The 26,158-nt window shown below is 59.3% G+C and carries 22 protein-coding genes; 14 read left to right on the top strand and 8 right to left on the bottom strand.

From position 1 onward, the window contains the following. The 9 genes from murJ to I6J72_RS11465 all read left to right on the top strand — a co-directional run bounded on the left by murJ (position 1) and on the right by I6J72_RS11465 (position 12,675). Complete coding sequence (murJ, locus tag I6J72_RS11505; RefSeq protein WP_204099273.1) at positions 1-3,243, top strand: murein biosynthesis integral membrane protein MurJ; 3,243 nt, start codon at positions 1-3, stop codon at positions 3,241-3,243. Positions 3,244-3,464: 221 nt separating this feature from the next. Continuing rightward, positions 3,465-3,836 (top strand): YceI family protein, encoded by a 372-nt coding sequence (locus I6J72_RS11500; RefSeq protein WP_204100513.1) that lies wholly within the window; start codon positions 3,465-3,467, stop codon positions 3,834-3,836. Positions 3,837-4,104: 268 nt separating this feature from the next. Continuing rightward, positions 4,105-5,817: an ATP-binding protein gene (locus tag I6J72_RS11495; protein WP_204099272.1), complete on the top strand. Its 1,713-nt coding sequence runs from the start codon at positions 4,105-4,107 to the stop codon at positions 5,815-5,817. Between the two features lie 43 nt (positions 5,818-5,860). Beyond that, positions 5,861-8,371 carry an aminopeptidase N gene (gene pepN / locus I6J72_RS11490; protein WP_204099271.1) on the top strand — a complete coding sequence of 837 codons (2,511 nt, stop codon included), beginning with the start codon at positions 5,861-5,863 and terminating at the stop codon, positions 8,369-8,371. Between the two features lie 164 nt (positions 8,372-8,535). Then, positions 8,536-9,078, top strand: coding sequence for a sigma-70 family RNA polymerase sigma factor (locus I6J72_RS11485; protein ID WP_115020850.1), 543 nt, complete (start codon positions 8,536-8,538; stop codon positions 9,076-9,078). A gap of 88 nt (positions 9,079-9,166) precedes the next feature. After that, positions 9,167-10,093 carry a thioredoxin-disulfide reductase gene (trxB, locus tag I6J72_RS11480; RefSeq protein WP_204099270.1) on the top strand — a complete coding sequence of 309 codons (927 nt, stop codon included), beginning with the start codon at positions 9,167-9,169 and terminating at the stop codon, positions 10,091-10,093. Positions 10,094-10,100: 7 nt separating this feature from the next. Beyond that, the gene (gene trxA / locus I6J72_RS11475; protein ID WP_070669482.1) at positions 10,101-10,424 is read left to right on the top strand and encodes a thioredoxin; all 324 of its coding nucleotides are present in this window, start codon (positions 10,101-10,103) and stop codon (positions 10,422-10,424) included. A 66-nt stretch (positions 10,425-10,490) separates the two neighbouring features. Beyond that, complete coding sequence (locus I6J72_RS11470; protein ID WP_204099269.1) at positions 10,491-11,675, top strand: N-acetylmuramoyl-L-alanine amidase; 1,185 nt, start codon at positions 10,491-10,493, stop codon at positions 11,673-11,675. A gap of 418 nt (positions 11,676-12,093) precedes the next feature. After that, positions 12,094-12,675 (top strand): hypothetical protein, encoded by a 582-nt coding sequence (locus tag I6J72_RS11465; protein WP_204099268.1) that lies wholly within the window; start codon positions 12,094-12,096, stop codon positions 12,673-12,675. A gap of 404 nt (positions 12,676-13,079) precedes the next feature. On the opposite strand, the gene I6J72_RS11460 is transcribed toward I6J72_RS11465, so the two are convergent. From I6J72_RS11460 to rpmH, 8 genes are read right to left on the bottom strand one after another with little or no spacing between them, the layout of a single operon-like run. After that, positions 13,080-13,655 carry a hypothetical protein gene (locus tag I6J72_RS11460; RefSeq protein WP_204099267.1) on the bottom strand — a complete coding sequence of 192 codons (576 nt, stop codon included), beginning with the start codon at positions 13,653-13,655 and terminating at the stop codon, positions 13,080-13,082. 9 nt (positions 13,656-13,664) lie between these two features. Beyond that, positions 13,665-14,720, bottom strand: a complete 1,056-nt coding sequence (locus I6J72_RS11455; protein WP_204099266.1) for a ParB/RepB/Spo0J family partition protein — start codon at positions 14,718-14,720, stop codon at positions 13,665-13,667. 9 nt (positions 14,721-14,729) lie between these two features. After that, positions 14,730-15,578, bottom strand: a complete 849-nt coding sequence (locus I6J72_RS11450; RefSeq protein WP_070669478.1) for a ParA family protein — start codon at positions 15,576-15,578, stop codon at positions 14,730-14,732. A 10-nt stretch (positions 15,579-15,588) separates the two neighbouring features. After that, complete coding sequence (gene rsmG, locus I6J72_RS11445; RefSeq protein ID WP_204099265.1) at positions 15,589-16,218, bottom strand: 16S rRNA (guanine(527)-N(7))-methyltransferase RsmG; 630 nt, start codon at positions 16,216-16,218, stop codon at positions 15,589-15,591. A 21-nt stretch (positions 16,219-16,239) separates the two neighbouring features. Next, positions 16,240-17,226: a membrane protein insertase YidC gene (yidC, locus tag I6J72_RS11440; RefSeq protein ID WP_204099264.1), complete on the bottom strand. Its 987-nt coding sequence runs from the start codon at positions 17,224-17,226 to the stop codon at positions 16,240-16,242. Positions 17,227-17,235: 9 nt separating this feature from the next. Then, a complete protein-coding gene (yidD, locus tag I6J72_RS11435; protein WP_204099263.1) occupies positions 17,236-17,514 on the bottom strand; it encodes a membrane protein insertion efficiency factor YidD in 279 nt (92 codons plus the stop codon). Continuing rightward, the gene (gene rnpA / locus I6J72_RS11430) at positions 17,502-17,870 is read right to left on the bottom strand and encodes a ribonuclease P protein component (RefSeq protein ID WP_204099262.1); all 369 of its coding nucleotides are present in this window, start codon (positions 17,868-17,870) and stop codon (positions 17,502-17,504) included. Before rnpA ends, yidD begins: the two co-directional genes overlap by 13 nt. Before the next feature lie 3 nt (positions 17,871-17,873). Then, complete coding sequence (gene rpmH, locus I6J72_RS11425) at positions 17,874-18,017, bottom strand: 50S ribosomal protein L34 (RefSeq protein WP_003847033.1); 144 nt, start codon at positions 18,015-18,017, stop codon at positions 17,874-17,876. A 780-nt stretch (positions 18,018-18,797) separates the two neighbouring features. Here rpmH and dnaA point away from each other — a divergent pair. The 5 genes from dnaA (at position 18,798) to gyrB (ending at position 26,128) form a co-directional block, all read left to right on the top strand. Further along, entirely contained in the window at positions 18,798-20,408 is a 1,611-nt protein-coding gene (dnaA, locus tag I6J72_RS11420) for a chromosomal replication initiator protein DnaA (protein ID WP_204099261.1), read from the top strand. Between the two features lie 572 nt (positions 20,409-20,980). Then, positions 20,981-22,162: a DNA polymerase III subunit beta gene (dnaN, locus tag I6J72_RS11415; RefSeq protein ID WP_039672940.1), complete on the top strand. Its 1,182-nt coding sequence runs from the start codon at positions 20,981-20,983 to the stop codon at positions 22,160-22,162. A gap of 5 nt (positions 22,163-22,167) precedes the next feature. After that, on the top strand, positions 22,168-23,415 hold the full coding sequence (gene recF, locus I6J72_RS11410) for a DNA replication/repair protein RecF (protein ID WP_204099260.1): 1,248 nt from the start codon (positions 22,168-22,170) through the stop codon (positions 23,413-23,415). After that, positions 23,408-23,950, top strand: coding sequence for a DciA family protein (locus tag I6J72_RS11405; protein ID WP_204099259.1), 543 nt, complete (start codon positions 23,408-23,410; stop codon positions 23,948-23,950). The genes recF and I6J72_RS11405 overlap by 8 nt, the downstream gene beginning before the upstream one ends. 138 nt (positions 23,951-24,088) lie before the next feature. Next, positions 24,089-26,128 carry a DNA topoisomerase (ATP-hydrolyzing) subunit B gene (gene gyrB, locus I6J72_RS11400; protein WP_204099258.1) on the top strand — a complete coding sequence of 680 codons (2,040 nt, stop codon included), beginning with the start codon at positions 24,089-24,091 and terminating at the stop codon, positions 26,126-26,128. Positions 26,129-26,158: the final 30 nt, after the last annotated feature.

Genomic DNA, 26,158 nt, shown 5'->3' with positions numbered 1-26,158 from the left:
ATGACACATGAACCTTTGTCTGGTGCCCGTCGACGTATCGTCACGCCCTCGCCGCCGGCACCGGTCCCGGAAAAACGTGCGCCAAGCAGCGTTGTCGCAGTCGACGACGAGCAGGAAGACCGCTCGGGACTGAAGGGAGAGGCGCAGGCCAACGCCAGCGATACCTCCGGCGAAGCAAACTCCGACAGTGCCGTCGTGCGTGCCACGGGCTCTATGGCCATTGCGACGATGATTTCCCGTATTACGGGTTTCATCCGCATGGTGCTCATCGGCTCTACTCTGGGCCCCGCCATTTCTTCTGCCTTCGGCACGGCGAACCAGCTGCCGAACCTCATCACGGAAATCGTGTTGGGCGCGGTGTTGACCTCGCTCGTGGTGCCCGTGCTGGTACGCGCTGAGAAGGAAGACGCCGACCGCGGCGAGGCCTTTGTCCGGCGCCTCTTCACGCTGGCCTTCTCACTGTTGGCCACGATTACGGTGCTGTCGTGTATCTTTGCACCGCAGATCACGCGCATGATGCTGCCGGAGGACGGCGAGGTCAACGCCATCCAGGCCACGTCGTTTGCCTATCTTTTGCTGCCGCAGATCTTCTTCTACGGGCTCTTCGCGCTCTTCCAAGCAGTGCTCAATACCAAGAACATATTTGGACCGGGCGCGTGGGCGCCGGTGGTCAATAACCTCATTTCCATCTCGGTGCTCGTGGCTTATCAGCTGGTACCGGGCAGTTTGCATCCCGACGCGCCTTCTCCGATTACCGATGGCCACGTGCTCCTTCTATCCCTCGGCACAACCGCCGGCGTGGTGGTGCAATGCCTCATCTTGTTCCCGTATCTCAAGAAGGCGGGCATCAACCTCAAGCCGCTCTGGGGCCTGGATGACAGGCTCAAACAGTTCGGTGGCATGGCGTTAGCCATTGTGGCCTACGTGGCCATCTCCCAATTGGGTTATGTGATTACATCCCGCGTGGCCGCACATGCAGACGACGGTGCGCCTTTTATCTACCAGCAGGCATGGCTGCTTCTGCAGGTTCCCTACGGCGTCATCGGCGTTACCCTGCTCACCGCGATCATGCCGCGGCTCTCCCGCAACGCTGCCGACGGCGACGTCAAAGCCGTGGTCCGTGACCTCACGCTGGGCACCAAACTGACCTTCATCGCGCTTATCCCGATTGTCATCTTCATGACGGGCTTCGGTATCCCGATCGCCCGCGGCCTCTTCCAATACGGTGCCTTCAACGCCAAAGCGGCCGAGGTACTCGGCCTCACGCTGAGCTTCTCTGCCTTTACCCTGATTCCTTATGCCCTCGTGCTGCTACACCTGCGCGTGTTCTATGCCCGCGAGGAAGCCTGGACGCCGACGTTTATCATCGCTGGCATCACGTTGACCAAGGTCGTGCTCTCCCTGCTCGCTCCACAGGTGGCGGACTCCCCGGAGCGCGTCGTCATCCTGCTGGGTACGGCGAACGGCTTCGGCTTTGTGGCCGGTGCTGTCATTGGTGGCTTCCTGCTCAAGCGCAAGCTCGGCAGCTTGGGTGGCCGCGCTGTCATTGCCACCACCATCTGGTCGGTGCTCTCCTCAGTCGTAGGCCTCATCGTGGTCTACGCCCTCAACTGGGCGCTGAACCTTGTGCTGCCGGCCTCGCTGCCTGCCGTGGTGAACCTGATTCGCTTGATTGTGGTCGGCATCGTCTTCGTCATCGTGACCGGCATCGTGCTCTCGCGTTCCGGCCTGCCGGAGGTCATCAACTTGGGCCGCCAACTGCAGCGCATCCCCGGCATGTCTCGCATCATCAAGATCGAGCATGCCGAGGCCATCGAGGTCGAGGAACCGGAGCAGCTGGAGTTCCAGCCCATCTTCAGTGTGGACGCCTTCAACTCCTCTCCTGTTCCGCCGCCCATGTCCGCCGGTATCGTACGCGGCCCGCGCTTAGTGCCAGGCGCACCGGTGTCTGATGGCCGCTTCCGCCTCCTCAAGGACTACGGCTCTGCCCCAGGCACCCGCTTCTGGAAGGCCCGCGAGCAGGCTACCGGCCGCGTTGTATCCCTCACTTTCGTCGACACGACAGGCGAAGCACCCATGGCGCCGGCCACCCCGGCCGTGGCAGCTCGCCGCTCGGCAGAGGTCTCCCGCGCTACCCGCCGCCTAGCGGAAATGGAACTCGACGCCGTAGCCACCAACATCGACATCCTGTCCTACCGCCAGGGCTGCCTTGTCGTCGCGGACTGGGTCAAGGGCACCTCGCTCAAGACGGTCTCCGAAGACGAGGACCTTGATCCCCGCGCCGTGGCCCATGCCTTGGCACCGCTGGTTCGTACAACCGCCGCGGCGCATGCCGCGGGCCACGTGCTGGGCATTGAGAACCGCAACCGCATCCGCATCTCCACCGAGGGCGTGGCCACCTTGGCCTTCCCGGCGGTTCTGCAGAGCAACGATGAAGAGACCGACCGTTCCGCACTGGCCTCTGCCATCTCCCTGCTGGTGGAGTCCACCACGCCCACCCCGGAAGTACTCCAGGACATCGCCAGCGATGCTGAGGCGGGGGAGGATGCCGACTTGGAGGACATCGCCCACCGCCTATCGGCCTTCGCCGGCGATGGCGACGACGGCGAGGAAACCCTGCAGGTCCCCGTGGAAGAATCCCCACGCAAGGAGGATCCGACCCCGGCCCCGGGCTTCGGTGGCCGCGGCTACTCAGGCTCAGGCACCATCGTCCTGGGCGTGCTGGCAACCGTCTTCGTTGTGGCCATGGCAGCACTCAGCGTGTGGATTCTCTCTCAGGTCGCCGATGAACAAACCTCTCCGGTGGTCACCAAAAGCGAAGCCTCTGATGAAACCACATTCCCCAATGTGCCAGCTGTGCTCTTCAAGGACGTAAAGAGCACCTCGGTTCCGGAGGGCAAGAATGTGGACGGTTCCTGGACTACCAAGGACACCGACGCTGGCCTATTGCTTAGCATCGATAAGCCCACGCAGCTGCACGTCCTGCCGCTGGAACAGAAGGATTCCATCGGCGCGAAGTACGTGGTTTATGGCGTCAAGACCGAGGATTTCGATCCGAAGAACCCCAAGTCCAGCACGCTCACCGAACTCGCACACGGCACCCTGACGAGCGCACGCCAAGACATCGAGCTCAAGGAGAAGCCGGTGGCTTTCGACGGCGCCCTCATCATGTTCACTGACCTGCCCAAGTCCGGTTCGGTCACGCTGAAGGAGGCCACCCTGGTAGGTATCCCCACCAACTGACGCACCTCCACAGGAACGGTCTCACGCATATCCCCAGACCTGAAACCCGCAACTCCCTGCTCGCTGACTCAGACGCATCGCGCGCTTGACGACGCCCACCTGCAGGTTTCGGGTTGCAGGTCTGGGGATATGGCTTTCGATGGAAAAGAACCCTTGACAGCTGAGCGAAGGAGCGAATAATTATTGTTGTCACGTCAACCTTATAATGAAATGAGGAAACCATAACCATCACTGCAGGAACGTACGCACTGGACCCGACGCACACCACCATCGGCTTCGTTACCCGCCACGCCATGATCACCAAGGTGCGCGGCAACTTCGCCGCGACCACCTTCGACGTTAACGAGCAGGGCGAGGGCACCGTTACTGGTGACCTCACCAACAAGGACACCACCAAGTCCGTTGACTTCAAGGTAGAGGAGACGGGTGTGGCCGAGGATCCCTTCGGCAATACCCGCCTGGGCTTTGAGGCTAAGACCTCCATTAACCGCACCGACTTCGGCATCGACTTCAACGCTCCGCTGAAGACCGGCGGCGTGCTGGTCTCCGAGGAGATCAAGATTGAGCTCGAGGTTTCTGCCATCAAGCAGTAAGTCATCAAGCGCGATACCTCGCCTTGAGAAGTAGTTTTTAGTTGTTGCCCATAGTGCCCATTTCGGCACTGCGGGCAACAACTTTTTAACAACTAGAGGCACATCAATGGAGTAATAAACAACTCTGAAACAACTCCTAAACAACTTGCACAACGCTTTGTCCTGCATGTTTAAGAATGATTCTGCGTCAGAAGCTGCCATATTAGCCAATAGTTGTTTATTAGTTGTTGCGGAGTTGTTTGAAACAACTCTGCTACACTACGGGGCCATGAGAGAGGACGAACTCGACTTCATCATCCAGGTACTGCGCTCGATTGAAGCCGGCGCAACCGCCGATAGCCTGGAATCCGAAATTCTCGATTTTAAAGAGGATCCCGCCGTCCACCCGCGAAATCGAAACCCAGACGCATCCCTTATTGAATTCCTCATCGATGAAGCCGTGTGCTTTTCCAATGCCGATAACGGGAACGCTTTCATTGTGCTTGGAGTCGCAGACAAGAAGTCTGGACCAGAGGCATTTACAGGCACCCAGCGCGAATTGGACTGGCTCATAAGAAAGATCTTCGAAGGAACACAACCCAACATCCACGTCGAAGCAGATGAGCTGGAGTGGTGTGGAGCCCGGCTGATTGTTTTGCGCGTTCCCCGTGGTATCACGCTGTATCAGCGCCCAAAAGGACAGGCAAGCAAGCGAGTTGGCACTCGCTGCGTACCCCTCACCGAGCATCAACGCCGCGCACTCTTTTTTGAACGCGCCAACCCGGATTACACCGCTCACCCCTCCCGGCGAGGACTTGAGGAACTCGATATGACGGCCGTCGATCAGGCCCGACACCTCCTAGCCCAAGCGAGGGCAATGTCCGGTTCCCAAGAACCTGTTCCCGCAACAGCCCGCGAACTTTTGGGAGAACTAGGGCTGCTCGATGGCTCACAAAACCCCACATACGCGGCCGAAATCCTTTTCATGCCTCCGGTATCCCAGCAGGTTACAGTTCGACACCTCCTCCGTCTTGTACCTGGCGGTGAGCCGAGAACAACGGAAATCTCTGCACCCCTCATCACCACATACTTGCGATTGAAAGAGCTAATTCGAGTCAATGCCCAGCAAGAAGTGGAGCGCATCGCCCTTGCCACGGGTCAAGAAGTATCGATCAAGGCTTTCCCAGACACCGCTGTCGACGAGCTTGTCTCCAATGCCTTAGCCCATCGTGACTGGGTCGCGGCGGCTGCGGTAGTCATCGACCAATCTCCTATAGCCTTCTCTGTATGGTCTCCCGGTGGTCTTCCCACAGGTGTACAACGCGATCGAGTTCTCACAACACAATCAATTCCCCGCAATCCCCGCCTTATGACGGCGTTAAGGATGCTGGGGTTAGCAGAGGAATCCTCCCGTGGATTCGACCGCATGTGGGCATCCATGCTGTCAAGTGGTCGCCATATTCCGGAGCTTCGCGCCGAGGAATCCTTCGTCGAAGTTATTTTGTCCTCTGGGCGCGTTGACACCGCGTTTGTTAAGGCCTTGACCGAACTCAAAGGTGCTTTCGGCGCTGAGCCTTTCGACAGCGTCAATGGTCTCATCATTGCCCGTCACCTTATGGACAACCAGATCCTGCTGTGCCACACTGCTGCCCAACTCATGCAAGTCAGCGAAGATCAGGCTGCGGATACCCTTCGGTGGTATGAGAGCCTCGGTTTCGTAGAACAACTACGGGAAGCGCGAGAGTGGATACTTACCACAAAGGCCCGATCGCTGATGGGGCTTCACATAGAAGGACACATTGCAGCGACCTCCGTTCAGGATTGGATCCTGGCTCAACTCAAAGAAGGAGCTGCACTGACCACGCGCGAAGTCGCCGAAGAACTGGGAGTAGACCGGGCAATTGTCACGGGAATACTGCGCCACCTGCGGACTATAGGCCAAGCGCGCATCGATCCTGATGGCCCACAGCGCGGGCCCAACACGCGGTGGGTTCTTTCCTGACCGCCCTGTGATACGCACCGCAGCGGAGTTTAAGATGTAGCGCATGACTACCGCCAACCTCACCCATGCAGAAGCCACCGGTCGCAGCACCGCGCTGCGTTTGAGCACCTACGAGCTAAACCTCGACGTCACGAGCGCGCCAACCGACGCCGACTCTTACGAGGTCACCTCGCGGATTACGTTGAGCACGACCGAATCCGAGACCTTCGTGGACTACCTGGGTAAGGCCGTCCACTCAGTGCGCGTTAACGGCGAAGAGGTGGAGAACACCTTCGACGGCGGACGGGTCTACCTGCGGGATCTTCCAGTAGGGAAGGAGCTCACCGTAGAGATCACCGGCTCCTCCTATTACTCACGCACCGGCCAAGGCCTGCACCGCATGCACGACCAGGCCGATGACACCACGTACCTCTACTCGCACCTGGAGCCATCTGACGCGCGCCGCATTTTTCCCTGCTTTGACCAGCCGGATCTCAAGGCCAGCTACGAGGTACACCTCACCGGTCCGGAAGGCTGGCAGCTCCTCAGCAACCAGCCGGAGGTTGGCCGCGAGAAGACGGATAGCGGGGACGTAGCGCACTTCGCGCCGACCCCGTTGCTGTCGACGTACTTGACGGCGTTTGCGGCGGGGCCGTACGTCGAGAAGCACAGCACCTGGACCGCACCCGATGGGTCCTTGGAAGTGGAACTGCGCGCCTTCGCCCGCGCCTCCATGGCCGACTACCTGGATGATGAGATCCTGCAGGTCACCGCACAAGGCATGGACTTCTTCCACAACAACTATGGCTACCCGTACCCGTGGGGCAAGTACGATTCCATCTTCGTGCCGGAGTACAACCTGGGCGCGATGGAGAACCCCGGCCTGGTGACGTTCACGGAGCATTACCTCTTCCGTTCCGCCGCCACCCGCGCGCAGCATGCCGGGCGCACGAATACGATCCTGCACGAGATGTCCCACATGTGGTTCGGTGACCTGGTCACCCCGCAGTGGTGGGATGACCTTTGGCTTAAGGAGTCTTTCGCGGAGTTCATGGGCGCGGATTCCTCGGTGCATGCCACCGAGTACACCGAGGCGTGGGTCAACTTCGCCGGCCAGCGAAAGAACTGGGCCTACCTGCAGGATCAATTGCCCACCACGCACCCGATTAAGGCCGAGATCCCGGATGTAGATGCCGCGCGCCAGAATTTCGATGGCATCACTTATGCCAAGGGTGCTGCGGTGCTCAAGCAGCTGGTGCACTACGTGGGACGCGAGAACTTCTACGCCGGCGCGCGCGACTACTTCCAGGAGCAAGCCTTTGGCGCAGCCACCTTTGATGACCTGCTCAAGGCGTTGAAGAAGCACACCGACCGTGACCTCGACGCCTGGTCCACAGCCTGGCTGCGCACGTGGGGCCCGGATACGCTCACCCCGGAGCTGCACACGGACGGCGATAAGATTCACGAGCTCGCCATCACAGTAGAAGCCGAGGACACCACCCGCCCGCACCGCCTTAACGTGACTCTGTTCGATGACTCCCTGCACAAGTACGCCACCCTCGACGTGGACCTGGAAGGCGAGCGCACCATCCTCGACGAGGCTTCTGGGCTTCAGGCACCGGCGTTGCTGCTGCTCAACGACGGCGACCACACCTACGCCAAGGTCCGCTTCGACGAAACCTCCCTGGAGACCATCCGCACGCGCCTGTCTGAAGTTCCGGATGAGCTCTCCCGCGCGGTCATCTGGACTTCCTTGTGGAACCTCACCCGCGATGGCGAGTGGCCGGTGCGCTCCTACCTCGACACCGTGCTGAACCACGCCCCGGCGGAGTCTAATCCGACGCTTCTGACCACGGCCTTTGCCAATGCAGGCTATGCCATCGACCACTTCGTCAGCGAGAAGAACCGCGAGGAGGTCCGCGCTGACTACGCCGATCGCCTCTGGGCCGTGCTGCATGCTGCACCGGCAGGCTCCGACGCGCAGCTCACCTTCGCACGCGCCGCCATCCAGGCGCTCGCGGCCACCCCGGCGGAGTCCGGAACGCAGCGCCTGCGCGCGCTTCTCGACGGCTCCTTGGACGGCCTCGCCCTCGACCCGGATATCCGCTGGGCCATCCTCCGCGCACTCGCCGCCCGCGATGCCGTCAGCGCCGAAGAGCTGGACGCGGAAAAGGAGCGCGATAACACGCTCACCGGCGCCGCCGCATACTTAGGCGCCTCCCACGCCTTCCCATCAGCGGAGGTCAAGCGGGAGGTTTTCGACCTCGTGCGCACGCCAGGTAAGTACTCCAACGCCGAGGTGGATTCCCTCCTCGCTGCCTTTAACGCGCCGCGCTCAGCCCACCTCACCGAGGCCTTTGCCCAGGAGTACTTCGATTCTCTAGCGAAGCTGTGGGAGGAGCACCCCATTGAGATTGCCAACCGCCTGGTGCGCGGGCTCTACCCAGATCTCGCGATGGCCGATGCCGCTACCAGCGAATTCTTGAGCAGCGAACGTCCGCGTGCACTACGCCGCGTACTGCTGGAATGCCAGGACGCCCTGCGCCGCGCGGCCCGCGTGCGGGCCGCGCAGTAAGCATCCTGCTTACTGCATTGCGAAGCGGAAGCTTCGCGTAGCGGACAGAAGAATCTTCCCGTAGACTCGCAGACACATTAACGGGGGGATAATCACACGCCATCGGCTTTAGCTGGGGACTGTGGTGACCCGTTTGTCATCTGTAGTTTCCGGGGGGATTCTTCTTGTCAGCACAGCCGACCGATCGTGAACTCGTCGACGCCTTTATTGGCGGAGATACCAAGGCCTTTTCGGCAATCGTCGAGAAGCACCGCGCGCGCCTGACCGCCATGGCGCGGCGTTACACACGCAACGATGATGATGCGCAGGACATCGTGCAGGAGGCGCTGCTCAAGGCCAGCTGCAATATGAAGTCCTACCGGCACGATGCCGCACTGAGCACGTGGCTGCACCGCCTGGTGATGAACTCCGGCTATGACTTCCTCAACCACCGCTCCAACCGGGAAAACGCCTCGCTGGATGCGGAAATTATTGACGATGACCGCAATTACGCGCTCGCGCACAATCCCAGCGAGCACCTAGCGGAACGTATCACGGTGGCCCAAGCCATGCAGACCTTACGCGAGGACCAGCGCGAAGCGCTATACCTGACTGATGTCGCCGGCTATCCCATCGATACGGTGGCCAAAGTGCAGGGCGTTGCACCAGGCACGGTGAAGTCGCGCCGAGCCCGGGCTCGGCAAGTGCTGCGTGCAGCGATAGACTAGGCCCGAGTACAATCTCAGTGTCCTCCGCCCCTTATGCGCGGACATGATCAGATTCTCTACAGGAATTGTCGTCTCAAGGGAGTTTTTAGTGACTATCCACGATGTTGCCATCGTCGGCTCCGGCCCCGCCGGTTACACCGCAGCCCTTTACGCAGCGCGTGCTGAGCTCAACCCCATCGTCTTCGAAGGTTTTGAATACGGCGGCGAGCTCATGAACACCACCGAGGTGGAGAACTATCCGGGCTTCCAGAAGGGCATCATGGGCCCAGAGCTCATGGAAGAAATGCGCGCCCAGGCTATCCGCTTCGGTGCAGACCTGCGCATGGAAGTTGTGGACTCCGTCGAGCTCGACGGTGACGTGAAGAAGTTGCACGTGGGCGACGAAGTCTTCGAAGCCCGCTCGGTCATCCTGGCCACCGGTGCCGCCCCACGCTACCTGGGCATTCCGGGCGAATCCGAGCTGGCTGGCCGCGGTGTCTCCGCATGTGCCACCTGCGATGGTTTCTTCTTCAAGGGCCACAACATTGCCGTCGTCGGTGGTGGTGATTCCGCCATGGAGGAGGCCACCTTCCTCACCAAGTTCGCCGAAACCGTCACTATTATTCACCGCTCGGAGAACTTCCGCGCCTCCAAGATCATGCTGGAGCGCGCCAAGGACAACGAGCAGATTAAGTGGCTGACCAACACCACAGTAGAGCGCGTCCTGGAGAAGGACGGCAAGGTCGGTGGCCTTGAGGTCAAGAATGTGCTGACCGGTGAGACCAGCGAGCTTGATGTCACCGCCATGTTCGTGGCCATTGGCCACGAACCGCGCTCGAGCTTCCTGGAAGGCCAGGTAGAGACCAACGAGGCTGGCTACGTTGTGGTGGAGCAGCCTTCCACCAAGACCTCGCTGACGGGTGTCTTCGCCTGTGGTGACCTCGTGGATGACCACTACCAGCAGGCCATCACCGCCGCGGGCTCCGGCTGCCGCGCGGCCATCGATGCGGAACATTTCCTCGCCGATAACCGTTAGTAATCACATGAGCAACATTAAGAACGTCACTACTGATTCCTTCCGCGCGGACGTCGTGGAGGCAGGCAAACCCGTCGTCGTTGATTTCTGGGCCGAATGGTGTGGGCCGTGCAAGAAGCTGTCCCCGATCCTCGAAGAAGTCGCCGAAGAGTTGGGCGATGACGTCTCCGTGGTCAAGGTCAACGTGGACGAAGAACGCACCCTGGGTGCCATGTTCCAGATCATGTCCATCCCCTCCGTGCTGATCTTCAACAACGGCGAGAAGGTGGATGAGTTCGTTGGCCTGCGTTCCAAGGCTGACATCGTGGCACAAGTGAAGAAACAGCTCTAACTGGTATTCTTTAACTCGTTGACGGCGCACCAAGGTGCGCCCACCTTGATCACGAAAGGGGTAGGTGTGAACCGCGTTCTACGGGTTGGTGACCAGAGTGTTCGGGTCGCCGAAGCACGCGCAACCCTTGCCCGCCTCGGTCTTATGTCGGACTACCAGGAGACGTTGTCCGACTGGAAGAAGCAGAAGTACTCCGAAGCCGATAAGCACTTCGACGCAGACCTCTCCCAAGTCCTCAAGGCTTTCCAACAGTCACGCGGTATTGTGCCCAGCGGTGATATCGATGAGCTAACGCTGCGCGAACTGCGCCAAGCCTCATATTCCTTGGGTGCCCGCGTTCTGGCCTACGAGCCGGGCAACCTGCAGGTAGGCGATGATGTCTCCCAACTTCAGGAACAACTGCAGGAACTCGGTTTTTACCAGGAACGCATAGATGGTCATTTTGGGCCGGCTACCTACGCCGCTTTAGCGGAATACCAGCTCAACTGTGGCCTGCGTAGTGACGGCATTTGCGGCCCAGCCACCATTAATGCACTAAGCCTCTTGGGCCGCCGCATCACCGGTGGTTCAGCACACAATATCCAGGAGCGTGAGCGCGTGCGCAACGCCGGCCCGAAGCTGGCCGGCAAGCGCGTGGTCATCGACCCAAGCCTCGGCGGCTTCAACACCGGCCGCACGGTCAAAGGCCGCTATGGCGACATCACGGAGGAGGAGATCCTCTGGGATCTCGCTGAGCGCGTCGCCGGCCGCATGATTGCCGCCGGCATGGAGACCATCATCTCCCGCCCGCGTACCGACGATCCTTCCGTGCGCGACCGCGCTGGACTGGCTAACGCCTTCGACGCCGACTTTGTCATTTCCCTCGCGTGCGATGAGTACCCCACGGAGAAAGCCAACGGCGTGGCCACCTTCTACTTCGGCTCGGAGTCTGGCAACTCTTCGCTCATTGGCGAGACACTCTCCGGCTTCATCCAGCGTGAGATCGTTGCACGCACTGAGCTGGGAAATTGCCGCAACCACGGTCGCACGTGGGCGCTGCTGCGCCTGACGCAGATGCCAGTCGTACAGGTGGTGCTGGGATACCTCACCAGCCCCAAGGACGTGGCTATCCTCACCAACCCGGATTGCCGCGATGACATCGCCGAGGCCATCGTCGTGGCCGTCAAGCGCCTGTATCTCCTCGATGACGACACCGCCGTGACCGGCACGTACCGGTTCGACGAACTCCTGCGCGCAGAGCGTTCCTCGTAAGAAGTGGGGCAACGGTACGTGGCTCCACAAAACAAGAATTCCTGCACAATATAGGTCTCTACTGTTCTGGCTCTCCGCCATTCCAAATATCTAACTCGCCCCACTCAGCGGGAACCCCATATCTTTCTCAGGACTTATACCTTCGATGGTTGGAAAGTCCGCCATCAGCAGTGTCAACTTGCGGCGCCAGCTTTCTCCATCTCCGATGGACAACAAAACATATGCGATCAGAGCAAGTGTGGGATAGATTTTATTGAAATTTGCGCTGGATTCACTGGCACGGTCTTTGGCACCTTCTTCTCCTTATACACAGACAACGGCTGTCTAGTTCCCTGGTGGCTGTTTTCTGACCACAGCGATCGTGGCTTGCATCCCGCCATATGGAAGTTGTCTTTGAAGGCTAGGCTACAATTCCAGGGTGGAATCACAGCTAGTCGCCTACATCGATGAGTCCTCCGCCCCTAGACCCCCAGACCGGCAGGAGTACATGGTGTGTGCAGCCATCATCGACACTCAAGACTTGGAAAAAATACGCGAGGAGCTGCGTCCACTACGACTTCCTGGCCAGGTCAAACTTCACTGGACCGACGAACGTAATAGCCGACGCCGAAAAATCGTGGACACCCTTTCTGAGATCGACTCCATGCAAGCGATCATCACCCACCGGAGTGAAGTGAGCAAGAAGACGGAGAGGCACCGCAGGAAATGCTTGGAGCAGATGTACTTCGAGCTCTCCGAGATGCACGTCCACAACGTCACTTTGGAAAGCCGGCAAGAAGCACAAAACAGGCGAGACGTCGCCCATATAGTTGCCCTGCAGGGCCAGGGACAAAGTGCTGGCATCCGACTGCGACACGTACGCGGTGGCGATGATCCCCTGCTCTGGATTCCAGATGCCGTTCTGGGAGCACTGAACTCCGTCCATCTAGGGGAAGAGCAGTACTGGGAGAAGCTGCACGAGAAAGTGGTCCTCAAACGTCCCACCCCGGATTCCCTCTAGAGGCAGGCGAAGACCCTGGGTCCAGTCGTCCGGCTGGGGTCCCAGGGTCTTCTTCCGATCCTGTCGTAACAGGTGGCAATAACACTAGGGTAGCACCATCTGGCACCATTTGGCACCGATAGGCCCCTTCCGTTTCCTTAGCTGGATCGGCGGCCTCATCCTGGTTTCCTGACCAAATCCACATCGACCAAGCCGAACGCAGCGGGTGTTAGGACCACGGATTTAGTAACGCCGTGGTGAGCAAGCAGTAACGCCCGGGTGAGTATTGAGTAACACCCGGGCGTTGATTTTGGGGAACTATTCTGTGTTGGTTTCTAGGCGCATGTTGGGGTTTAATAACATCGTGCAACAGTGAGAATGAACTTCCGGGCCTGTTCATTGAATAGGTCTTTGAAGCCTAGGCCCTACGCCAGGGCGCGGGCGAGGAGATCCTCCACCGCGGCAGCGGTGAGCAAATCAAAAGCAGGGGGCAGCTCAAGGCGCAGGCGTGGCGTAATGGGGTGATCCTGCACCACCATGAAACCGGCGGATTCCAGCGTTTCCACAGGAAGCAGGCCAATGCGACCGGGTTTGTCGCGCAACAAGTCCTCGGCCTGGCGGGCATCGCGGTAACCGAATGCTTCCAGCGCGGTGGCATCGCGGGTGGTGAGGTGCATTATTGTGGCGTCGAGAAGCACGGCTTCCAAGCCCTTCGCCGCGCGCTCCGACTTCACAAACAAAGAAGACACCAACACGGCGTCCTCAGAAACCGGGGAGGTAGGCAGCTTAGCCGCACCGGGGGCAAGCTCCGGTGGGCAAAAGAAGACGGTAGCCTCATCGCCCACGGTAAAACCGCACTCACCGTAGCTCAGCAAGGTAGCGCTCAGCCACGCTTCCTTCTCAAAGGCGGGATCAGCGACCGTGGTCTTCATTTCCCAGAAAATGGATCGGGCCGCCAAGGGGTTGATGGCAACACCTTCCTTGACGGCCTCAATAAGCATGATTGGGAGCTAGCTGCTTTCGTTTCCCTCAATGAGAGCCAAGATACGCTCGAAGTCTTCTTGGTCACCAAACTCGACGACCATCTTGCCCTTGCGCTTGCCCATAGTGACGGTGACCTTGGTGTCGAAACGATCGGCAAGGCGCTCAGCGGAGTCGGTGAAGAACTGCGGCTGCGGGGCGGCCTGCTTCTTCGTAGGCTCGGCCGGCTTGCCTTCACGTTTGTACAGGGTGACGGCTTCCTCCGTGGCGCGCACAGACAGGCCTTCGGCCACGATGCGGTTCGCAATGAGCTCCATGGCTTCTGCATCCGGCAAGCCCAGCAGCGCGCGGGCATGACCGCCGGACAAGGTGCCGGCAGCGACGCGTTTTTGTACGTTGACTGGCAGCTTGAGCAAGCGGATCATGTTGGTGACCTGGGGGCGGGAGCGGCCGATGCGATCAGCCAGCTCGTTCTGGGTCACATCGAATTCTTCCAACAGCTGCTGGTAAGCGTGGGCCTCTTCCAGCGGGTTGAGCTGCACGCGATGGATATTCTCCAGCAGGGCATCACGCAGGAGGTCATCGTCCTTGGTGTCGCGGACGATAGCCGGGATAGTGGCCAGACCTGCCTTAGAGGAAGCACGCCAGCGGCGTTCACCCATAATGAGCTCGAAGCCGCCTTCCTCGGAGGGGCGGACTACGACTGGCTGCAAGAGGCCGAACTCCTTGATGGAGTGCACCAGTTCTGCCAGTTCGTCCTCGTCAAAGACGGTACGCGGCTGCTTCGGGTTGGGGAGGATGTCACCGACGGAAATCTCGCGGTAAGTCGCACCAATGACGGAAGGCTTAGCCTGGCGCTTCTTTGAGCCAGAAGACTGCTGGATGGTCGGAGCGCCCTGGACCTTCTTCGTGCCGGCGTCCTTTGGTGTGCCGGCGGAGGCACCGAGAATGATGTCCGCGGCGGAATCGCCCAAGTGGGGCTTGCGGGATGGAGCACCCGGGCCGGACGGAATGAGCGCAGCCAAGCCCTTGCCCAGACCACCCTGACGCTGTTCCGGCTTCTGGTCTGCCTTCTTGTTTGCCATCCGTTGCTCCTATCCTTCCAGTTCCGCGAAAATCTCCGGGCTCACGCCAATAGCACCTGTGGTGGGGTGCGGCGTGTAATCACCGCGCTTGTCCAGCTCGCGTGCAGCGGCGGCGTACGCGCGGGCGCCTGTCGACGACGGGTCATAAGCGATAACTGTCTTACCATAGCCCGGCGCCTCTGAAACGCGCACGGAACGGGGGATAACGTTGCCCAAGACCACGGCACCGAACTGTTCGCGGACCTCATCTGCCACTTGCTGGGCCAGCTTAGTGCGGGCATCAAACATCGTGAGCAGGACGCCAGAAATGTGGAGATCCTCGTTGAGGTGCTCCCGAATCATGGAAATATTGCCCAACAACTGACCCACGCCCTCCAAGGCGTAGTACTCACACTGGATGGGGATAATGACCTCTTCGGCACACGACATCGCGTTAATGGTGAGCAGGCCCAAAGAAGGCGGGCAGTCAATGAAGACGTACTCGAAGCCGTGCTCCTCCAGAAAGCCGTTGTGGAGGGCATCGTAGAGGCGGAATTCGCGGCGCACGAGGGACACCATTTCGATCTCCGCGCCAGCCAAATCAATGGTGGCAGGGATGCAGTACAGATTCTCATTGTCGGGGGAGTGCTGCATGGCGTCATTGGCCGTGCAGTCTCCCAAGAGGACCTCGTAGCTGGACTGGGTACCGGAGGTATGTTCTGCGCCTACGGCGGTGGAGGCGTTGCCCTGCGGGTCCAGGTCAATCACCAGCACCTTCTTGCCGGCGTCAGCGAGCGCGGCGGCAAGGTTCACGGCGGAGGTGGTTTTACCCACGCCACCTTTCTGGTTCGCAATGGTGATAAGACGAGGATGAGTCATGCCGTCTACTTTAGTTCACGCGCGGGACACGGATAATCGTGGTGCCGTGAATGGTCATGACCTCGGCTTTTCCGCCACCGGCACGCTTAATATCCGCGGCGTCGCGCTCCAGCTCCTCATGCACCGAGGAGCCCTTGAGAGCAATCATTTCGCCGCCCTTGCGCACCAGCGGCAGGGACCACTTGGCCAGCTTGCCCAATGGAGCTACCGCCCGAGAGGTCACGATATCCGCGCCCTTAACGGCTTTCTTCACAGGGCCTTCTTCAGCACGGCCACGGATGACGGTGACGTTATCGAGGCCCAGAAGGTCGACGACCTCATTGAGGTAGGTCGAGCGCTTTAGCAGCGGCTCGATGAGGGTGATCTGCAGGTCGGGGCGTGCAATGGCGAGCGGGATTCCGGGCAGGCCGGCGCCACTGCCGACGTCGATAAGCGTGGCGCCTTGCGGCATGACTTCGGCGACCACAGCACAGTTGATGAGATGGCGCTCCCACAAGCGCGGGACCTCACGGGGGCCAATAAAACCACGAGTGGACCCGTCCGTGGCGAGTGAATCGTGATACTTCTGCGCGAGCGGCAGACGCGATCCAAACACGTCAGACGGGTCCAGTGGCACAGTGTCAGATGCAGTGTCGGTCACTGTGAAAACTCCTGGGTAGTACTAGTTGTTCTTGCGGCGCTGCTTCTTAGAGCGGTTGTCCTTCTTGCGAGCGCCCGGCTTCGGAGCAGAGGTGCGCTTGAGCTCAGCCTTGGCAGCTGCCTCCTCTTCCTCCTCGCGGTCCATCTTGGCGTACACGATACGCGTCTGGAAGAAGGTCCACACGGTGTTAGCCAGCATGTAGAACAACAGACCGATGGGCCAAATGAAGCCGGAGAAAATCAGCATGGCCGGCATAAACCACAGCATCATCTTGTTCATCATGGCCATCTGCTGCTGCATCATTTCCGCATTCTGACCCTGCGGCGTAGCCGTCTTACCAGCAGCGCGACGAGCCTCCTGGCGGTTCAGAGTCATACGCGCGTTGAAGTGCGTGAGCACCGCAATGATGGCAATCAGCGGCACGATAATAAGCGCTGCCTGCGTTGTCGTGGTGCTCTTGACAATCTCCAGCCCAGAGTTAAGACGTAGGTTAGCCACGAGCGGAACGCCGAAGATCTTGGCATCCACGAACTCCTTGACCAATTCCGGCTTGAAGACGTAGTTCGCGATGGAGGCATTCATCTCCTCCGACATGGCACCACCGGCCGGGTGGCCAATGCCACCGGCAACGGCCACGGTGCGGTCAAAGGAGCGCAGCACGTGGAAGAGACCAATGAACATCGGAATCTGAGCAAACATGGGCAAGCAGCCCGCTACCGGGCGCACACCAGATTCCTTGTAGATGCGCTGCATCTCCTGCGCTGCCTTGGTCTGGTCATTGGCGTACTTGGTGCGCAGTTCCTGGATTTGCGGCTGGATCTCCTGCATCTTGCGTGAGGAGCGCAGCTGCGTGATGGTCGGCTTGACCATGAGCGCCTTCAGCGTCCACGTCAGGAGGACGATGGCGATGATCCACGTTCCGCCCCAACCGGAGTCGAGGACGAAGCTCAGAAGCCAATGCCAGAACCACAGAACGGCTGAGATTGGCCAATAGATGAAATTAAGCACGAGTGTTGTTTACCTTCGATGTTGTTTGGTCGGTACCGGATCGAATCCGCCCGGATGCCAGGGCCCACACTTGCAGAGCCTGGCGACGGCCATGCCCACTCCCTTGAGCGCTCCGTACACGGAGATGGCCTCGAGGGCATAGGCACTGCATGTCGGTTCAAAACGACAGGTCGAAACCATCTTAAGGGGTGAGACATGCTTTTGGTAGAAGCGCACCCAGTGAACTAGGACTCGCCCGAAACCGCGGGCAGGGGGAATCTCTTCTCCCTGGGAGTTCAGATATCCCATTTTGCTAGGGCTTTGCGGATATCGCGGGCGAGGCGCTCACTTGTTGCCTCGGCGCTGGCGGGCAGGGCTCGAATGACAATGTCCACATTCGGTGGAAGAGGAGTGCCATGCGCACCGTCTTTCATCACCGCCATGCACACATGACGAAGCCGCCGGGAGGTGCGGTGGCGAACCACGGCATTCCCGACGGCCTTCGAAACGATGAGGCCAAATCGCGGGCCAGTAGCCGCGATGGCGTCCTCACCAGTGTTGATGTGCATATGCACGACAACGGTGCGCGTGCCCGCCCGGCGTCCGCCCTTGATAGTCCGCCGAAATTGCCTCGGGGACGTGAGCTTGTGCTGGGCTGGAAGCATGAATTAAGCGGTGAGCTTAGCGCGACCCTTCTTGCGACGAGCTGCGACGATAGCGCGGCCAGCGCGGGTGCTCATGCGGGTGCGGAAGCCGTGCTTACGAGCACGACGACGGTTGTTCGGCTGGAAGGTACGCTTACCCTTTGCCACGATTAACTCCTTGAAGTTGTACGCAGATAGCTCAAACCCGCCGCGCGGCGCGGCTGGGCCTGAGCATCCACTGATGAATGGTGTTCGCGGGGATGAGGCTTCGCCCGGATAGCGCCATGCGGCGGGGCGAGGCAGTCCCACATGCAACATGTGCGTTATGCACTGCTGCGATAGACCATCACAGGTTACGTGACAGATGGGGCGTAGAACAAATCGACACACTGGGTGTACCCGAAATGACATCGATGTTTTTATCCCCAGCTAGAGCGCCACTTTTGGCCCTCTTGCTGCGAGTCAACCCCAGACACATCGCACCTTCACAGGGTTCGAATCAACCAGACCTACTGCATGCATAAAAAGTGCGTTAGACAGCCTCGGGACAACGCGGTAGAACTAAGGAATCAAATTCCACAGCTACCCACAAGGTGTGGATAACTCTCAACTGAACCTTGAGACTTTTGCCGTATATGCAGGTCAGAGCCATTAAGGTACCGATGGGAAGTTATCCACAGCCATGCGCTAGGCTGTGGATAAACCACCAATTCACACCTGTGGATAACTTTGTGGAAACCAAGGTGACGCACTAAAACATCGTGTGGAATCTTCGGTGGAAACCCGTGGAATTTCTTTTACTCTCTCAACAGTCCATCCGTCCGTCCCCCGATAATTACAAGAATCACTGCGCTACCCGCACAGTGGTCAAGTACGTGGGTCGAGTACCTGCCCCGTGGCCTCTCACCACTGGCAGTGTGAACTCGAACTACATAGAAGGTAGGCGTCTTGTCTGATCCGCAAGCGGCCCTCAGGGCCAGCTGGAAAGCAGTGGTCACTGATCTGCTGGCACAGTCTGAGCAACCCAACTCACATGTGCCGAACTTTACCCACAGCCAGCGGCTCAACTTGCAGCTCGTCGAACCCATCATGATCGGCGACGGATACGCCCTCATCGCCGCCCCACACGAAAACGCCAAGAATGTCATTGAGACCGAGCTAGGGGAGCACATCTCACGTACCTTGTCCCAGCACATGGGCCGCCCCTGTTCCCTGGCCGTGACAATTACCGCTCAGCAGGCAGCGCCCGAGCAACCAGCAGCGTCTGCCCCTGCTGAAGTTGAACCAGACCCCACGCCCCAGCGCCCCATCCAAACTGAGGCACCCCAGTACGGCATGGACCACCAGTCTCAGCCGGCCCAGCCACAGCAACAGCAGCAGGCCACGAGGTGGGATTCCACCTACTCACCGGCCAGCCTGGACGAGCTAGCTCAGCACTACAGCGAACAGCAGGCCGCCGCACCAGCCAGCTACCCGGAGGCAGCCGGTGCACGAATCCCCCGTGAGGAACCCGCGCACAACCCGAATCACGAGAAGTCCCTCAACCCGAAGCACACGTTTGAGAACTTCGTCATCGGTTCCTCCAACCGTTTTGCCAACGGCGCGGCCGTAGCCGTAGCGGAGAACCCCGCCCGCGCATATAACCCACTATTTATTTGGGGCGGTTCTGGTTTGGGCAAGACACACCTGCTCCACGCCGCCGGCAACTATGCCCAGGTGCTGCACCCAGGGCTGCGCGTGAAGTATGTGTCCTCGGAAGAGTTCACCAATGACTACATCAATTCGCTGCGTGATGACCGCCAAGAATCCTTCAAGCGCCGCTACCGCAACTTGGACATCCTCATGGTGGATGACATTCAGTTCCTTGAGGGCAAGGAATCCACGCAGGAGGAGTTCTTCCACACCTTTAACGCGCTTCACCAGGCGAACAAGCAGATCATTTTGTCCTCTGACCGTCCGCCGAAACAGCTGACGACCCTGGAAGACCGCCTACGTACCCGCTTTGAAGGCGGTCTCATCACGGATATCCAGCCGCCAGACTTGGAAACGCGCATTGCCATTCTCATGAAGAAGGCCGCTGCGGACGGCACCGACGTCGACCGCTCAGTCCTGGAGCTCATTGCCTCACGTTTTGAATCTTCCATCCGTGAGTTGGAAGGCGCACTTATCCGCGTGTCTGCCTACTCCTCCCTGGTCAACGAACCGATCAGCATGGAGATGGCAGAGATTGCGCTACAGGATCTGGCACCGGACTCGGCCGACCGCCAGATCACCGCAGCCGCCATCATGGAAGTCACCGCGGAGTACTTCAACATTGACGTTGAGACCCTGCGCGGTTCTGGTAAGAAGCGCGCTGTGGCCCACGCCCGTCAGCTGGCAATGTATCTGTGCCGCGAGCTCACAGAGCTTTCCTTGCCCAAGATTGGTGATCAATTCGGTGGCAAGGACCACACCACCGTCATCTATGCCGACCGGAAGATCCGCAAAGAGATGACGGAGAACAGAAACACGTACGACGAAATCCAGGCGCTGACCCAACGCGTGAAGAATCACCGCTAACGACGCGCGCTTACCGACGCCCCTCCCACCTCACCACTCCACGGTGACGGCCTTGGGAGGGGCGCTTTTCGTTATCCACAGCGTTATCCACACCTGTGTAATTTCACTGTTGTAATTTGTAGATCCTCGTCACGTTTTCGGATTCCACAGCAGATCAGGACCAGATTTTCTCTTGTGAGCAACCCTGTGATCAGCAGCGATAGATCTGGGGATGGATTGTGGATAACTCTGACCCCGGCGGAGTTACTCACATTTTGTGTCATTTAATCACAGGGATCCCACATCCTGGCCCACAGATCGATTCGCCGGAGCAAGCTTGGCTTTTGTAGGGTTCTCCACAGATCCCACAGCGCTTATTACTACTCCTATTTTGTTTTCTCCCTAACTAAGAAGAAAAAGGATGTGTGTGATTCGTCGATGCCCGCCTGGCCACCGGTCTCCAACGAGGGAGCAAGGATGGTGAATGACAAAACTCCTGTGGTGTCTCGCCGATCCTGTAAGTTGGAGTGAGCTTCCAAGAATTTATCCGTCAGGAATTTATCCATCAGCAACTAGAGGAGCGTCTCACCACCATGGACCAGTCCGTGTCATTTCGCGTTGCCAAAGATGACCTCGCCAACGCCGTCGCATGGGTCGCGCGCAGTCTGCCGTCAAAGGTCACGCAGCCGGTGCTGCGCGCCATGCTGATCACCGCGGATGACAATGGTTTGGAATTCACCGGCTTTGACTACGAGGTCTCCACGCGCGTGCGCATCGCCGGCATGGTGGATGAGCCGGGTCGCATTGCCGTCGCTGGCAAGCTGCTTTCTGACATCGTTGCGTCCTTGCCCAACAAGGAAGTGGAGATGACGCAGGAAGATTCCAAGGTTTTGCTCACCTGTGGTTCCTCGCGCTTCGAGCTGCCGCTCATCCCCCTTGATGATTACCCGCAACTGCCAGTCCTCCCGGAGGTCACCGGCACCATTAACCCGCAGCTTTTCGTTGAAGCCATCAGCCAGGTCGTGGCAGCGGCGGGTAAGGATGACACGCTTCCCATGCTCACCGGCGTGCATATTGCGATTAATGGCTCCCACGTGGAGATGACCGCTACCGACCGTTTCCGCCTAGCCATGCGCACCTTCGAGTGGGAGCCGGTTGCAGACAATGTTGAGGCCAAGCTCCTCGTTCCAGCCAAGACGCTCCAGGACACTGGCCGTTCCTTGGATACTCACCTCAACATCCCGGTGGAGATCGCCGTGGGTACCGGTGAGAACATTGCAGCTGAGGGCCTGTTTGGTCTGCATGCAGATAACCGTGAGACCACTACCCGCATGCTGGATGCAGACTTCCCCAACGTGGCACCGCTGCTGCCGAAGAGCCACACGGCGATGGCCAGCATCGAGGTAGCTCCGCTGCAGGAAGCCATTCGCCGTGTCTCCCTGCTGACGGACCGCAATGCCCAGATCCGCATGGAATTCAGCGAAGGCGAGGTCACCCTTGCCGCCGGTGCTGATTCTGGCCGCGCCACGGAAACCCTTCCTTGTGCTTTCAACGGCCGCGATAGCTTCGTAATCGCCTTCAACCCGTCTTACCTCAAGGACGGCCTTGGCGTCGTCCACACGGATCGCGTTGTCTTCGGCTTTACCGAACCTTCCCGCCCGGCCATCATGATTCCGGAGCCGGAGGAGCTACCGGAGGCCAATGAAGACGGCACGTTCCCCACCCCGGAGACGGACTTCACCTACCTGCTGATGCCGGTACGCCTGCCAGGCTAGGCCGTATGTACATCCGCGATCTCGATGTCAGGGACTTCCGCTCCTGGCCCGAGCTCACCCTCGGGCTAAAACCGGGGATTACCCTCTTCGTTGGCCGCAATGGCTTCGGCAAAACCAATATCGTCGAGGCCATCGGCTATACCGCGCACCTGTCCTCGCACCGCGTATCCCACGATGCCCCGCTCGTGCGCCAAGGAGCGAACAACGCCCGCATCTCCGCCACCGCTGTTAACCAGGGCCGCGAGCTTACCGCGCACCTGCTCATCAAACCTCATGCGGCGAACCAGGCGCAGATTAACCGCACACGTCTGAAGTCCCCACGCGAATTGCTCGGCGTGGTGAAAACCGTCTTGTTCTCCCCGGAGGACCTCTCGCTCGTGCGCGGCGAACCTGCAGCACGCCGCCAGTACCTCGATGACATCATTGCCTCACGCACCCCGCGATTAGCCGGTGTCAAAGCGGATTATGACAAGGTCTTAAAGCAGCGTAACGCGTTGCTGAAGTCGGCATCAGCGAGCCTGCGCCGCGGCTACAACGACAGTGACGGCGCTTCGGCTCTGGCCACCCTCGACGCATGGGATACGCAGCTGGCTTCGCTCGGCGCGCAGGTGATTCAGGCACGCTTGGCGCTTGTCGACGATCTCCAGAACCTCATCCCTGCCGCCTACTCTGGTCTAGCCCCGGAATCGCGTCCAGCCAGCATCGAGTACAAGTCCACGGTGGACGTCTCCGACCGTGGGGTTATCGAGGCCATGATGCTTACTGAACTGGCTACTACCCGCCAACGTGAGATTGAGCGCGGCATCTCGCTCGTGGGCCCTCACCGCGATGACCTTGTGCTGAACTTGGGCACCAGCCCTGCGAAGGGCTTTGCCAGCCATGGTGAAACCTGGTCTTATGCCATTTCCCTGCGATTAGCGGAATTCAACCTGCTGCGTCAGGACGGCACCGACCCGATCCTTATCCTCGATGATGTCTTTGCGGAGCTCGATGCTAAGCGCCGTGAGAAGCTCGTCCATCTTGCCGCTGAAGCCGAACAGGTACTCATCACCGCAGCCGTGGACGAGGATCTGCCTGGCAATCTGCAGCCCATCGAGAGATTCACCGTCACCGTGCGTGACACGGACGAGGGCAGAATTTCTGAAATTACACCACATGCTGCCGCAGGGGGAGACCCAGCCGAAGGTACCCCGGGCCTTGACGGTCATGCAGACGGTGATGGTGACGGTGACAAGGATGATCAGCATGACTGAGCAGAACGTCGACCCCGTAAAGGCCTTATTTGAACGCACTCGAAGTAATTCCAAGAATGCGCCGAAGCTGAACAAGCCCGCACCCAAAATGAATCTGGCCTCCACACCTACAGAACACCAGCCCAAGCCATATCGCCGTGGACGTCCCAGTGGGCCGGATGGCCGTCGCCGGCGGCGCAGCCTGGAGATTCCAAGCCTCGGCGCACAGATCCAGCGTGAGATTGGCAAACGCGGCTGGGAGCACGAACTGGCCCACGGTTGGGTCATGGGCAATTGGGAAAACCTCGTGGGCGAGCGCATTGCTGCGCACACACAACCGCTCACCATCAAAGAACAAGTTGTCTATGTAGCCTGTGATTCTTCGAATTGGGCCACGGAACTGCGCTACCTCCAGCGGCCCATCTTGCAGAAGATCGCCGACCGCCTCGGTCCTGATGTTGTGGTGAAGCTGCACATCCAAGGCCCCAAGCAGCATCGCAACTATGAGGGGCGCCAATGGGTCAAGCCGCAAGGCTCACAAGACACATACGGCTGATCCGGCTATTAGGGCCGATCGCGAAATTCACGCAAATTTGGGCTTCTCACTGGCGTGCAGTGTCCCTGCGTGGGGGGACACAGTGTAGAATGGCTAAAGTCTTAGATTTAGCTCTAGCCAAAAGGAGAACACGAATCCGTGGCTGAACAACACGCATATGATGCGGGGTCAATTACGATTCTGGAAGGCCTCGAGGCCGTCCGCAAGCGCCCCGGCATGTACATCGGTTCCACCGGTGCCCGTGGTCTGCACCATCTGATCTGGGAGATTGTTGACAACTCCGTCGATGAGGCAATGGCGGGCTACGCCGACAAGGTCACCGTCACTCTCCTCGAGGACGGTGGCGTCGAGGTCATCGATAACGGCCGTGGTATCCCAGTGGAGATGCACGCCTCTGGCATTCCTACCGTCCAGGTCGTCATGACTCAGCTGCATGCGGGCGGTAAGTTCGACTCTGAGTCGTACGCCGTTTCCGGTGGTCTCCACGGTGTGGGTATTTCCGTGGTCAATGCCCTGTCCACCCGCGTTGAGGCGGACATTAAGCGCGATGGCAAGCACTGGTACCAGAACTTCACCAACGCCATCCCAGATGAGCTCGTTGAGGGTGAGAACGCCCGTGGTACCGGTACCACCGTCCGTTTCTGGCCGGACCCGGAGATTTTCGAAACCGTCGAGTTTAACTACGACACTATTGCGCGTCGCCTACAGGAAATGGCCTTCCTCAACAAGGGCCTGACCATTGTTCTTCGTGATGAACGTGCTATCTCGAAGGAGCAAGCAGAGCTTGAAGAAATCGCCGAAGCTGGTGACGCAGCGGTCAGCCTGAGCTCCCTCGATGAGAAGGACGCTACTGGGGAAGATGGCGAGGCGAAGACTTCCAAGAAAAAGAAGGAAGTCATCTACCACTACCCGAATGGCCTGCAGGACTACGTTGAGTTCCTCAACCGCAACAAGTCTGCCATTCACCCCACCATCGTTGGTTTCGACGTCAAGGGTGAGGACCACGAGGTTGAAATCGCACTGCAGTGGAACCAGGGCTACAAGGAATCCGTCCACACTTTTGCTAACACCATCAATACCCACGAAGGTGGTACGCACGAGGAAGGTTTCCGTGCGGCGCTGACCTCCCTGATGAATCGCTACGCCAAGGAGCACAAGCTTCTCAAGGAAAAGGATGGCAACCTCTCCGGTGATGATTGCCGTGAGGGCCTTGCTGCTGTTATTTCCGTCAAGGTGGGCGATCCTCAGTTCGAAGGCCAGACCAAGACCAAGCTCGGTAACTCTGAAATCAAGGGCTTTGTCCAGCGCGCAGTCAATGAGCACCTTAATGACTGGTTCGATGCCAACCCGGCTGAGGCCAAGGTCATTATCAACAAGGCCGTCTCCTCGGCGCATGCTCGCGTAGCTGCGCGCAAAGCCCGTGAGCTGGTTCGCCGCAAGTCCGCTGGTGATCTGGGTGGTCTTCCGGGCAAGCTGGCGGATTGCCGCTCCAAGGATTCCAAGCTCTCCGAGCTGTACATCGTGGAGGGTGACTCCGCAGGTGGTTCCGCTAAGGGTGGACGTGACTCGATGTTCCAGGCCATCCTTCCGCTGCGAGGCAAGATTCTTAATGTGGAGAAGGCCCGCATGGATAAGGTGCTCAAGAACGCCGAAGTCCAGGCCATCATTACCGCTTTGGGTACTGGTATCCACGAAGAGTTCGATATCTCCAAGCTGCGTTACGACAAGATTGTGCTTATGGCCGATGCCGACGTGGACGGCCAGCACATCGCGACGCTGCTGTTGACGCTGCTCTTCCGCTTCATGCCGCAGCTGGTGGAGGATGGCCACGTCTACTTGGCTAACCCGCCGCTGTACAAGCTGAAGTGGGCCAAGGGCCAGCCGGGATACGCTTTCTCCGATGCTGAGCGCGACAAGCTGCTGGCTGAGGGCTTGGCAGAAAATCGCAAGATTAACAAGGATGACGGTATCCAGCGCTACAAGGGTCTCGGTGAGATGAATGCCTCCGAGCTGTGGGAGACCACCTTGGATCCGAACACCCGCATTCTGCGCCGTGTGGACCTTGAGGATGCCCAGCGTGCCGACGAACTCTTCTCCATCCTTATGGGCGATGACGTTGCGGCCCGCCGTTCCTTCATTACCCGCCGCGCAAAGGACGTGCGCTTCCTCGACGTGTAAACGGTCTTACACGTCTAAGACCATTTACAC

Source organism: Corynebacterium sp. FDAARGOS 1242 (assembly GCF_016889985.1).
Classification (GTDB): domain Bacteria; phylum Actinomycetota; class Actinomycetes; order Mycobacteriales; family Mycobacteriaceae; genus Corynebacterium; species Corynebacterium minutissimum_B.
Note: the sequence above shows the minus strand (reverse complement) of the source record. Positions and strands in the feature narration are given on the sequence as shown.

Excerpts from the sequence above, each read along its gene's own strand:
- murJ (WP_204099273.1), top strand. The coding sequence starts at position 1 with ATGACACATGAACCTTTGTCTGGTGCCCGTCGACGTATCGTCACGCCC.
- I6J72_RS11495 (WP_204099272.1), top strand. The coding sequence starts at position 4,105 with ATGAGAGAGGACGAACTCGACTTCATCATCCAGGTACTGCGCTCGATT.
- pepN (WP_204099271.1), top strand. The coding sequence starts at position 5,861 with ATGACTACCGCCAACCTCACCCATGCAGAAGCCACCGGTCGCAGCACC.
- trxA (WP_070669482.1), top strand. The coding sequence starts at position 10,101 with ATGAGCAACATTAAGAACGTCACTACTGATTCCTTCCGCGCGGACGTC.
- I6J72_RS11460 (WP_204099267.1), bottom strand. The coding sequence starts at position 13,655 with ATGCTTATTGAGGCCGTCAAGGAAGGTGTTGCCATCAACCCCTTGGCG.
- I6J72_RS11455 (WP_204099266.1), bottom strand. The coding sequence starts at position 14,720 with ATGGCAAACAAGAAGGCAGACCAGAAGCCGGAACAGCGTCAGGGTGGT.
- I6J72_RS11450 (WP_070669478.1), bottom strand. The coding sequence starts at position 15,578 with ATGACTCATCCTCGTCTTATCACCATTGCGAACCAGAAAGGTGGCGTG.
- yidD (WP_204099263.1), bottom strand. The coding sequence starts at position 17,514 with ATGGGATATCTGAACTCCCAGGGAGAAGAGATTCCCCCTGCCCGCGGT.
- rnpA (WP_204099262.1), bottom strand. The coding sequence starts at position 17,870 with ATGCTTCCAGCCCAGCACAAGCTCACGTCCCCGAGGCAATTTCGGCGG.
- dnaN (WP_039672940.1), top strand. The coding sequence starts at position 20,981 with ATGGACCAGTCCGTGTCATTTCGCGTTGCCAAAGATGACCTCGCCAAC.
- recF (WP_204099260.1), top strand. The coding sequence starts at position 22,168 with ATGTACATCCGCGATCTCGATGTCAGGGACTTCCGCTCCTGGCCCGAG.
- I6J72_RS11405 (WP_204099259.1), top strand. The coding sequence starts at position 23,408 with ATGACTGAGCAGAACGTCGACCCCGTAAAGGCCTTATTTGAACGCACT.